Origin of the sequence: Pseudomonas sp. GM33 (assembly GCF_000282295.1) — a bacterium.
Lineage (GTDB): Bacteria > Pseudomonadota > Gammaproteobacteria > Pseudomonadales > Pseudomonadaceae > Aquipseudomonas > Aquipseudomonas laurylsulfatiphila.
On record NZ_AKJO01000034.1, the window covers coordinates 25,628 to 35,004 of the forward strand.

Genomic DNA, 9,377 nt, shown 5'->3' on the forward strand with positions numbered 1-9,377 from the left:
TCAACCTGCTTCAGGAACAACAGATGCGCCACCAGAAACATGACCTGCTGGCCCCGCTGCCGGGGACCGCACGACAGATCCACAGTTTTCACTTCGGCCCACAACCGGCCAACGGCAAGATCTACATCCAGGCCTCCCTGCACGCGGACGAAATGCCCGGCATGCTGGTGGCCTGGCACCTCAAGCAACGCCTGGCAGAGCTGGAAGCCGCCGGTCGCCTGCGCAGCGAAATCGTGCTCGTGCCCATCGCCAACCCGGTGGGCCTGGAACAGGTGCTGATGGATGTGCCGCTGGGCCGCTACGAGCTGGAAAGCGGCCAGAACTTCAACCGCTGGTTCGTCGACCTCAGTGAAGAAGTCGGCAACGCGATCGAGGGCAAGCTCGGTGACGATCCGCAGCGCAACCAGCAACTGATCCGCAGCAGCCTGCGCGAAGCGCTGGCCCGGCAGTCTGCCGATACCCAACTGCAATCCCAGCGCCTGACCCTGCAACGACTGGCCTGTGACGCCGACATGGTGCTCGACCTGCATTGCGACTTCGAAGCGGTCGCGCATCTGTACACCACCCCGGATGCCTGGCCGCAGGTCGAGCCGCTGGCCCGTTACATCGGCGCCGAAGCCAGCCTGCTGGCGACGGACTCTGGCGGTCAGTCGTTCGATGAATGCTTTACCCTGCTGTGGTGGCAGTTGAAAGAGCGCTTCGGCGAACACTTCGACATTCCACCGGGCAGTTTTTCGGTGACCGTCGAATTGCGCGGTCAGGGCGATGTCAACCACCCGCTGGCGAGCCGCGATTGCCAGGCGCTGATCGACTACCTGATCCATTTCGGTGCAATCGCCGGTGAACCTGCGCCCCTGCCCGACCTGCCCTATCCGGCGACACCGCTGGCCGGTGTAGAGCCAGTGGCCACGCCTGCCGGCGGGCTGCTGGTGTTCATCGCGCTGCCGGGGCAATACCTGGAAGCCGGGCAACTGATCGCCGAGGTCATTGATCCGATCAATGATCGCGTCACTCCCGTCCACTGCTGCGCCGCCGGGCTGATGTACGCCCGCTCGCTGCGTCGCATGGCCACTGCCGGCATGGTGATCGCCCACGTCGCGGGCACCGAAGCCTATCGCAGCGGCTATCTACTTTCGCCTTGAGGATGCACGCCCCATGTACAAATTGACCATCGAAGGCCTGCATAAAAGCTATGGCGACCATGAAGTCCTCAAAGGTGTTTCGCTCAAGGCCAAGACCGGCGACGTCATCAGCCTGATCGGCGCCAGCGGCTCGGGTAAAAGTACCTTTCTGCGTTGCATCAACTTCCTGGAACAACCCAACGACGGCGCCATGAGCCTCGACGGGCAGAACATCCGCATGATCAAGGATCGCCACGGCATGCACGTGGCCGATGCCGAGGAACTGCAGCGGATTCGCACACGCCTGGCCATGGTGTTCCAGCACTTCAACCTGTGGAGCCACATGACGGTGCTGGAAAACATCACCATGGCGCCGCGCCGGGTGCTGGGCTGCGACAGGAAAGAAGCCGAGGACCGCGCCCGGCGCTATCTCGACAAGGTAGGGCTGGCCTCCCGTGTGGCGGACCAATACCCGGCGTTCCTATCCGGCGGCCAGCAACAACGGGTGGCGATTGCACGCGCACTGGCCATGGAACCGGAAGTCATGCTGTTCGACGAACCGACCTCGGCGCTGGACCCGGAACTGGTGGGCGAAGTGCTCAAGGTGATCCAGGGCCTGGCCGAAGAGGGCCGGACCATGATCATGGTGACCCACGAAATGAGCTTTGCCCGCAAAGTGTCGAGCCAGGTGCTGTTTCTGCACCAGGGCCTGGTGGAGGAAGAAGGCGCGCCGGAAGACGTGCTGGGTAACCCGAAAAGCGAGCGGTTGAAGCAGTTCCTCAGTGGCAACCTGAAATAACCACCGGCAGCAAGAGTGGAAGCCGGCTTGCCCGGCTTCCACCATCCATCAACCGTTATGCCCCCGCTTGGTTTTCCAACCTGAAACTGCCATTACTCACTTGCAGACCATTAGCGTCCGTCCCGCTGAAGCGTCCGGCAAACTCCGCGTCACCTCCCACCGTCAACTCGAGCGTTCCTGGATAAAGCTCAGCCTCCGAGTTACCGGTCACATGGATGACCTTGGGAGTTGTCCCGCTGAGCTCCAAGCTGAAGCTGCCACTCTGGATGCCTATCGGCAAGTACACTAAAAACGCTGCCCCCTGACCGTTATCCGCCTCAATGCAATGCGCATTCAACGTCGGATAAAAATTGAGTCCATCCGTTACGCGAAACTGTGTGGAGCCGTCTGTCGTGATGACCTCGGCACTCATATGCCCCGATCGATTTGTACTCATCTGAATGTTCCTTTTCATATTCGTCCATAACTGACTCGCGCCCCCTTTGCCAACGGCCACAGGGCACGCGCCTCACAGATAGAACCACGGCCATACCCGTCGATTGGTTTCGACGACAGACACAGTTACTTCCGAATATGTGCAGGTTGATTCAGACGCCAGGCTCGTGAACGGCAACAACAGGCACAGGCCTGCTTGCTGAAGACAACCAGCGCCGTTCACCGGCCATGAATGGCGGACATCGAAAATCAGGCAACAGGCGCAGGCGGCGGCTCATCCGGCAGGGTTGGCTCACCTGGCTCGTTGGGCTGTTCGTTCGGGGTATCAGGATCAGGCTGGCCGGGAATGCCCCCTGCCATGCTGACGGGCGGATGTGCCAATAACGACCAGGCCAGAACGCCAACCTGATTGGGTTCAAGCCTTGCCAGTTCGGCACTGATTCGCGGATCGATCTTCATTCGGCACTCCTGGGCGATGGCCCGACCCGCCTTGCGCGGATCGGAACAGTACACTCCATAGAGTGTACGCCCGCCCAGGAATTCCCGACATTTGTCGGACGGTTGACTCAGGTGCGCGGCAGGGTCACGCCACGCTGGCCCTGATACTTGCCGCCACGGTCCTTGTAGGACACTTCACACTCTTCGTCCGACTCGAGGAACAGCATCTGTGCCACGCCTTCGTTGGCGTAGATTTTCGCCGGCAGATTGGTGGTGTTGGAGAACTCCAGGGTCACGTGACCTTCCCACTCAGGCTCGAGCGGCGTGACGTTGACGATGATGCCGCAGCGCGCGTAGGTGCTTTTACCCAGGCAAATGGTCAATACATTGCGCGGAATGCGGAAATATTCGACGGTGCTGGCCAGGGCGAAGGAGTTCGGCGGAATGATGCACACGTCGCTGTGGATATCGACGAAGCTGCCGGCATCGAAGTTTTTCGGGTCGACGATGGCCGAATTGATGTTGGTGAACACCTTGAAATGATTGGTGCAACGCACGTCGTAGCCGTAGCTCGAGACGCCGTAGGAGATCACACGGCTATCGTCGCTGCCGCGCATCTGGCGCTCGACGAAAGGCTCGATCATGCCGTGTTCCTGCGCCATGCGGCGAATCCACTTGTCCGATTTGATGCTCATGGCGGGTGTCCTGAATTGCGAGGTCGAAAAATTCTGTCCGGCATCTTACCGGGCGCGCCGCCGGGTTCAAAGTCCGGGGTGCAATTCTCGCCGAACAGGCAGGAATTACGCGCGTTGGCGACGAACCGTCACACCGCCGATCCTTAAAACAGAGAAACCTTCGCAAGAAGCATTGGCACGTCTCGGAAAAAGGGTTAAGGTGGCGTCACTGTGCTGCTTGTGTCACTGAGAATCTCTACACGATATGTTGAATTTCGATCCAACCATCTACAAGAATTTTTCCTGCTCTTTGCACTCAGTCTCGGCCAGGGTTCTTCCTGAGTCGCAGTTATCTTTGTTCAAGGAGTTACACCATGTCTAATCGCCAAACCGGTACCGTTAAGTGGTTCAACGATGAAAAAGGCTTCGGCTTCATCACCCCACAATCCGGTGACGACCTGTTCGTTCACTTCAAAGCTATCCAGTCCGACGGCTTCAAAAGCCTGAAAGAAGGCCAACAGGTTTCTTTCATCGCTACCCGCGGTCAGAAAGGCATGCAAGCTGAAGAAGTTCAAGTTATCTAACTTGTACTTGCTTTAGTAAAAAGCCCCGCCCTCAACAGCGGGGCTTTTTTGTGCCTGTGTGTTTTTCACAGGTAAAAAAGATCGCAGCCTGCGGCAGCTCCTACAGGCTGCGATCTTTTAGCGTCTTACCAGGTCACGCCAAACCCTGCGGTGTAGCGTGTCTTGTCCAGATCCGCATCGTCGGTACCGCTGATGATGTCCCGCTCCGCCTTCAGGTTCAGCGAAGCCCAGTCAGTCACCTTGTAGCGCAACCCCATCTCGGCATCGAGTGCGTAGTCCGCCACACCCGACAGCGGCTTGCCGACCTCACCATTGGTGAAGAACTCGACACGCTTGCCGATCAGGTAGCGGTTGTAGTCCCACGTCATGGCCAGGGCGTAGAAATTTTCCTTGCTGCCATCGGCGAACTCATAGTCCGTGCGGTTGACCAGCGAGCCCAGGGAGAACGCTCCGAGTTCGTTATCCCAGAACTGATAACCAGGACCCGTACCAACGGTGCGTTGACGGGAAAGGTCTTCGACCTTGTCGCGCTTGTACACCAGGCGCCCCTGCCAGAACCATTGCTCGGTCAGGAACCGGTCGATGGAGTACTCGGCCCGCCAGTTGTCCGTGGTCACCACGTCGTCCTGGAACTCGCGGTTGTATTCGCCTTCGGCGGTATGCCGCCAGCGACCGTGGCGCGCAGTGGTCTTGAAATCGACGTCGTAGTCATCGGTGTCGTTTTCCGCCCGCTGATAATCCAGCGCGACATCGACATTGCCTTTCCACACCAGATCCTCGACCACCGGTTTTGGCTTGAGAATCTGCTGAATGCTTGCCAGTTCAACCGTCTTCGGTGCCTCGCCATTGGCCAACGTGACCTTGCCGGCGTCCGCCGCTTTCAGCGACTTGGCTTTCTCGCCCGTGTAGGCATCCTGCTTGACCAGCAACTCCTGATCACTGTCCAGGGTCTTGACCTGCTTCCAGTCGATCGTTACCGCACCGGCATACTCCGTCTGGATCAGCAGCTTGCCGCCATCGAACAGCGTGATCTTGCCACTGAGCTTGTCACCGTTCTTCAACCACACGGTATCGGCTAGCAAGGGAGTGGAGGCGCCAAGGACAGCGAGACATAGCAGGGATCTGGACAACATAAGCAAAATACGGGCTCGGGATTGCGAAAAAAAATCGGCATTATCCGTAGGAATAAGGCCCTGACAAGGACTGACCCAGCTATTTCTGTTGAGTTCATTTCTCAAGCGCCCGTGCAGGAATTACTCTACAGACGGTAAAGCAGACTTCTTCAGGACTGACGGACGTGACCGATCCAACCGATGAACCCGAGAGCGCAGCGCAAATCCGACGCACGGCGCTGTATCTGACTCTGGCACAAGTTCCCGAGGGCAAAGTCGTCAGCTACGGCCAGTTGGCCGAGCTTGCAGGATTGGGTCGCGCTGCTCGCTGGGTAGGCCGCACACTCAGCCAATTGCCGAGCGACAGCAAGCTACCCTGGCATCGTGTTCTGGGCGCAAACGGGCGTATCAGCCTGCCGGTCGGCAGCCCTTCAGGCGATGAGCAGCGCGCACGATTACGCATGGAGGGCATCAGTGTCCTGAATAATCGTGTTGATATTCAGCGCCATGGCTGGCGTCCGGTAGAGCACAGCGGTTAGAGTGCGCGCTTTGTTTCCGTATTTCTTGAGGCAGACTCCAGCCCATGCCCCGTAAAACCTGGCGCGCCGCGCTCGCCGCTTATGCCAGCCCCTCGACACTTGTGCTGTTGCTGCTTGGCTTCGCCGCCGGCCTGCCCTACATGCTGGTGTTTTCGACTCTTTCGGTCTGGCTCCGTGAAGCCGGCGTGGCGCGTGAAACCATTGGCTATGCAAGCCTGATCGGCCTGGCCTATGCCTTCAAATGGGTCTGGTCGCCCTTGCTCGACCAATGGCGACTGCCATTGCTCGGCAAACTCGGCCGACGACGATCCTGGCTCGTATTGTCCCAGGCACTGGTCATCCTGGGCCTGATCGGGATGGGTTTCTGCGACCCGCAAAAGCATCTGTCCTGGCTGATCGCCATTGCCGTGGTCGTCGCTTTCGCATCAGCGACGCAAGACATTGCAGTAGACGCCTATCGCCTGGAAATCGCCGAAGACAATCGCCAGGCCGCCCTGGCCGCCAGCTACATGTCCGGTTACCGGGTCGCTGCGCTGCTGGCGACCGCAGGCGCGCTGTATTTCGCCGAAGGCTTTGGCTCCACCGGCTTCAACTACAAGCATTCGGCCTGGGCCGGCACTTACATCCTGTTCGGCGCGCTGATGGTCCCGGCACTGCTGACATCCCTGTTCATGCGCGAACCACCCGTGCCGTTGCGCACACAACTGCAGGCCGGGCGCTACAGCTTCATGCATCAGCTGGCCTCGGTGTTCGTGCTGATCATTTTGCTGGTGTCCGTGCCTGCCATGTTCACCCAGCTCTACAACACCGACTTCGCCAGCGTACTGTTCGAAGGCGTGAGCCTGCTCGACCTGCTGCTCGAAGACCGCGCATTCCTGCGGGCCATCCTCTACATCACGCTGACCGCCCTGTGCCTTTCGGCCATGGGCCGTCGCGGCCTGGCGCCGGTGCTGACGCCGGTCAACGACTTCATCCTGCGATACCGCTGGCAAGCGCTGCTGTTGCTCGGCCTGATCGCCACCTATCGAATGTCCGATACGGTCATGGGTGTGATGGCCAACGTGTTCTATATAGACCAGGGCTTCACCAAGGACCAGATCGCCAGCGTGAGCAAGATCTTCGGCCTGATCATGACCCTGGTCGGCGCCGGCATGGGCGGCCTGCTGATCGTGCGTTTCGGCATCCTGCCGATCCTGTTCATCGGCGGCCTCGCATCCGCGGCGACCAACATCCTGTTCCTGATGCTCGCCGACATGGGTCCCAACCTGAACATGCTGGTACTGACCATCTCCCTGGACAACTTCAGTTCAGGCCTGGCCACCTCGGCCTTCGTGGCCTATCTGTCGAGCCTGACCAACCTCAAGTTCTCCGCCACCCAGTACGCCCTGCTCAGCTCGATCATGCTGTTGCTGCCGCGCCTGATCGGCGGCTACTCAGGGGTCATGGTGGAGAAGTTCGGTTATCACGATTTCTTCCTGATTACCGCCCTGCTGGGCGTCCCGACCCTGCTGCTGATCGCCCTGCACTGGTTCCAGGAGAACCGCCGCGCAGGTCCGACACCCACCCCGGAACCGCTCCAGACCCCGGTTGCCGAAGAATCGTAGGTTTTTTACGCAGGAATAATCGCAGAGGGCCGAGTGAATCGCGCCCTCCTGCCACACCATCGACCGCACGCCTGTACGCCAGCGGATCTCGCCCGTACAATGCTCCGTCATTTCTCGTCATCAGCAATCGATAACGGCCAACCATGCGCACCAGTCAATTTTTGCTCGCCACACAAAAAGAAACGCCTTCCGACGCGGTCGTGATCAGCCACCAGCTGATGCTGCGCGCAGGCATGATCCGCAAACTTGCCTCGGGCCTGTACACCTGGCTGCCGATGGGCTTGCGGGTAATGCGCAAGGTCGAAGCCGTCGTTCGTGAAGAAATGAACGCCGCCGGCTCTCTCGAAGTGTTGATGCCGAGCACGCAACCGGCCGAGCTGTGGCAGGAATCCGGGCGCTGGGAAGAGTACGGCCCTGAATTGCTGCGCTTCAAGGATCGCCACGGCCGCGACTTCTGCGCCGGCCCGACCCACGAAGAAGTGATCACCGATCTGATGCGCAACGAGTTGAGCAGCTACAAGCAGCTGCCGATCAACCTGTACCAGATCCAGACCAAATTCCGTGACGAAATACGCCCACGCTTCGGCTTGATGCGCGGCCGCGAATTCATCATGAAGGACGCCTACTCGTTCCACGCTGACCAGCCTTCGCTGCAGGTCACCTACGACCGCATGCACCAGGCCTACTGCAACGTGTTCACCCGTCTGGGCCTGAAGTTCCGCCCTGTTGAAGCCGACAACGGCTCCATCGGCGGTGCCGGCTCCCACGAGTTCCACGTGCTGGCCGAGTCCGGCGAAGACGACATCGTCTTCAGCAACGGCTCCGACTACGCCGCGAACATCGAGAAAGCCGAAGCCGTGCCACGGGAAACCTCGCGCGCCGCTGCGACCGAACAACTGCGTCTGGTCGACACCCCGAACGCCAAGACCATTGCGCAACTGGTCGAAGGCTTCAACCTGCCGATCGAGAAAACCATCAAGACCCTCGTGGTGCACGCCGAAGAAAAAGGCAAGCTGATCGCCCTGATCATCCGTGGCGACCATGAGCTGAACGAAATCAAGGCCGCCAACCAGCCAGGCGTGGCCAGCCCTCTGGTCATGGCCTCGGAAAACGAACTGCGCGAAGCCATTGGCGCCGGCGCCGGCTCCCTTGGCCCGCTGAACCTGCCACTGCCAATCATCATCGACCGCTCGGTCGAACTGATGAGCGACTTCGGCATCGGTGCCAACATCGACGACAAACACTACTTCGGCGTGAACTGGGAGCGCGACCTGCCTGTTCCGACCGTTGCCGACCTGCGCAACGTCGTGGCCGGTGACCCGAGCCCGGACGGCAAAGGCACCCTGGAAATCAAGCGCGGCATCGAAGTCGGGCATATCTTCCAGCTGGGCAACAAGTACAGCAAAGCGATGAAGTGCGAAGTACTGGGCGAGAACGGCAAGCCGGTCACCCTGGAAATGGGCTGCTACGGCATTGGCGTGTCCCGCGTGGTGGCGGCTGCCATCGAGCAGAACAACGACGAAAACGGGATCATCTGGAGCGACACGCTTGCGCCGTTCCAGATTGCCCTGGTGCCGCTGCGCTACGAAACCGAGCAGGTTCGCGAAGCCACCGACAAGCTGTACGCGGAACTGACCGCTGCCGGCTTCGAAGTGCTGCTGGACGACCGTGACAAGAAAACCAGCCCGGGCATCAAGTTCGCGGACATGGAACTGATCGGCATTCCACACCGGATCGTGGTCAGCGACCGCGGCCTGGCCGAAGGCAACCTGGAATACAAGAGCCGTACCGAGGCCGACGCACAAGCGCTGCCGGTCGCCGACGTGCTGTCCTTCCTTCAGGCTCGCATCCGCCGCTGATAGCAGATATAGAGACGTCATGTTCAAGCGAAACACCTTAGGCCTCGGCGGTGCCGCCTTGTGCGGCACCCTGCTGGTCAGCGGCTGTGCCAACCACATGTCACAACGCAGCGAGCACGAGGAACGGGTCGAGCGCAAATTGCTCGATCACAGCCTGCAGATCGATGTCGGTGAGCCCAAGGTGCTTGAGCTGCCGCAACGGCGGGGGGAAA

The 9,377-nt window shown here is 59.9% G+C and carries 10 protein-coding genes and 1 pseudogene; 7 read left to right on the forward strand and 4 right to left on the reverse strand.

From position 1 onward, the window contains the following. The first annotated feature begins 23 nt into the window (after positions 1 to 23). Positions 24 to 1,142, forward strand: a complete 1,119-nt coding sequence (locus PMI26_RS23400) for a succinylglutamate desuccinylase/aspartoacylase family protein (RefSeq protein ID WP_007971648.1) — start codon at positions 24 to 26, stop codon at positions 1,140 to 1,142. 13 nt (positions 1,143 to 1,155) lie between these two features. Continuing rightward, on the forward strand, positions 1,156 to 1,920 hold the full coding sequence (locus tag PMI26_RS23395; protein ID WP_007971649.1) for an ABC transporter ATP-binding protein: 765 nt from the start codon (positions 1,156 to 1,158) through the stop codon (positions 1,918 to 1,920). Positions 1,921 to 1,975: 55 nt separating this feature from the next. On the opposite strand, the gene PMI26_RS23390 is transcribed toward PMI26_RS23395, so the two are convergent. The 3 genes from PMI26_RS23390 to dcd all read right to left on the reverse strand — a co-directional run bounded on the left by PMI26_RS23390 (position 1,976) and on the right by dcd (position 3,488). Next, on the reverse strand, positions 1,976 to 2,356 hold the full coding sequence (locus PMI26_RS23390; RefSeq protein ID WP_157222258.1) for a hypothetical protein: 381 nt from the start codon (positions 2,354 to 2,356) through the stop codon (positions 1,976 to 1,978). Positions 2,357 to 2,604: 248 nt separating this feature from the next. Next, positions 2,605 to 2,814 (reverse strand): hypothetical protein, encoded by a 210-nt coding sequence (locus tag PMI26_RS0129410; RefSeq protein WP_033047523.1) that lies wholly within the window; start codon positions 2,812 to 2,814, stop codon positions 2,605 to 2,607. Positions 2,815 to 2,921: 107 nt separating this feature from the next. Then, positions 2,922 to 3,488 (reverse strand): dCTP deaminase, encoded by a 567-nt coding sequence (gene dcd, locus PMI26_RS23385; protein WP_007940589.1) that lies wholly within the window; start codon positions 3,486 to 3,488, stop codon positions 2,922 to 2,924. 353 nt (positions 3,489 to 3,841) lie between these two features. Here dcd and PMI26_RS23380 point away from each other — a divergent pair, with 353 nt between their 5' ends. After that, the gene (locus PMI26_RS23380; RefSeq protein ID WP_002554837.1) at positions 3,842 to 4,051 is read left to right on the forward strand and encodes a cold-shock protein; all 210 of its coding nucleotides are present in this window, start codon (positions 3,842 to 3,844) and stop codon (positions 4,049 to 4,051) included. 125 nt (positions 4,052 to 4,176) lie between these two features. On the opposite strand, the gene PMI26_RS23375 is transcribed toward PMI26_RS23380, so the two are convergent. Beyond that, complete coding sequence (locus PMI26_RS23375; protein ID WP_007971651.1) at positions 4,177 to 5,184, reverse strand: DUF481 domain-containing protein; 1,008 nt, start codon at positions 5,182 to 5,184, stop codon at positions 4,177 to 4,179. Positions 5,185 to 5,348: 164 nt separating this feature from the next. On the opposite strand from PMI26_RS23375, the gene PMI26_RS23370 reads away from it, so the two are divergent. From PMI26_RS23370 to PMI26_RS23355, 4 genes and pseudogenes are all read left to right on the forward strand, one after another. Next, positions 5,349 to 5,702 carry an MGMT family protein gene (locus PMI26_RS23370; RefSeq protein WP_007971652.1) on the forward strand — a complete coding sequence of 118 codons (354 nt, stop codon included), beginning with the start codon at positions 5,349 to 5,351 and terminating at the stop codon, positions 5,700 to 5,702. A 44-nt stretch (positions 5,703 to 5,746) separates the two neighbouring features. Then, positions 5,747 to 7,306 (forward strand): AmpG family muropeptide MFS transporter, encoded by a 1,560-nt coding sequence (locus PMI26_RS23365; RefSeq protein WP_007971655.1) that lies wholly within the window; start codon positions 5,747 to 5,749, stop codon positions 7,304 to 7,306. A gap of 143 nt (positions 7,307 to 7,449) precedes the next feature. After that, positions 7,450 to 9,165 carry a proline--tRNA ligase gene (locus PMI26_RS23360; RefSeq protein WP_007971657.1) on the forward strand — a complete coding sequence of 572 codons (1,716 nt, stop codon included), beginning with the start codon at positions 7,450 to 7,452 and terminating at the stop codon, positions 9,163 to 9,165. Positions 9,166 to 9,184: 19 nt separating this feature from the next. Continuing rightward, positions 9,185 to 9,377, forward strand: a pseudogene (locus PMI26_RS23355) (hypothetical protein); the annotation flags it as partial.

Bases quoted from the DNA above. Each gene is read 5' to 3' on its own strand.
- PMI26_RS23400 (WP_007971648.1), top strand. From the start codon at position 24: ATGCGCCACCAGAAACATGACCTGCTGGCCCCGCTGCCGGGGACCGCA.
- PMI26_RS23395 (WP_007971649.1), top strand. From the start codon at position 1,156: ATGTACAAATTGACCATCGAAGGCCTGCATAAAAGCTATGGCGACCAT.
- PMI26_RS23390 (WP_157222258.1), bottom strand. From the start codon at position 2,356: ATGAGTACAAATCGATCGGGGCATATGAGTGCCGAGGTCATCACGACA.
- PMI26_RS0129410 (WP_033047523.1), bottom strand. From the start codon at position 2,814: ATGAAGATCGATCCGCGAATCAGTGCCGAACTGGCAAGGCTTGAACCC.
- dcd (WP_007940589.1), bottom strand. From the start codon at position 3,488: ATGAGCATCAAATCGGACAAGTGGATTCGCCGCATGGCGCAGGAACAC.
- PMI26_RS23380 (WP_002554837.1), top strand. From the start codon at position 3,842: ATGTCTAATCGCCAAACCGGTACCGTTAAGTGGTTCAACGATGAAAAA.
- PMI26_RS23375 (WP_007971651.1), bottom strand. From the start codon at position 5,184: ATGTTGTCCAGATCCCTGCTATGTCTCGCTGTCCTTGGCGCCTCCACT.
- PMI26_RS23365 (WP_007971655.1), top strand. From the start codon at position 5,747: ATGCCCCGTAAAACCTGGCGCGCCGCGCTCGCCGCTTATGCCAGCCCC.
- PMI26_RS23360 (WP_007971657.1), top strand. From the start codon at position 7,450: ATGCGCACCAGTCAATTTTTGCTCGCCACACAAAAAGAAACGCCTTCC.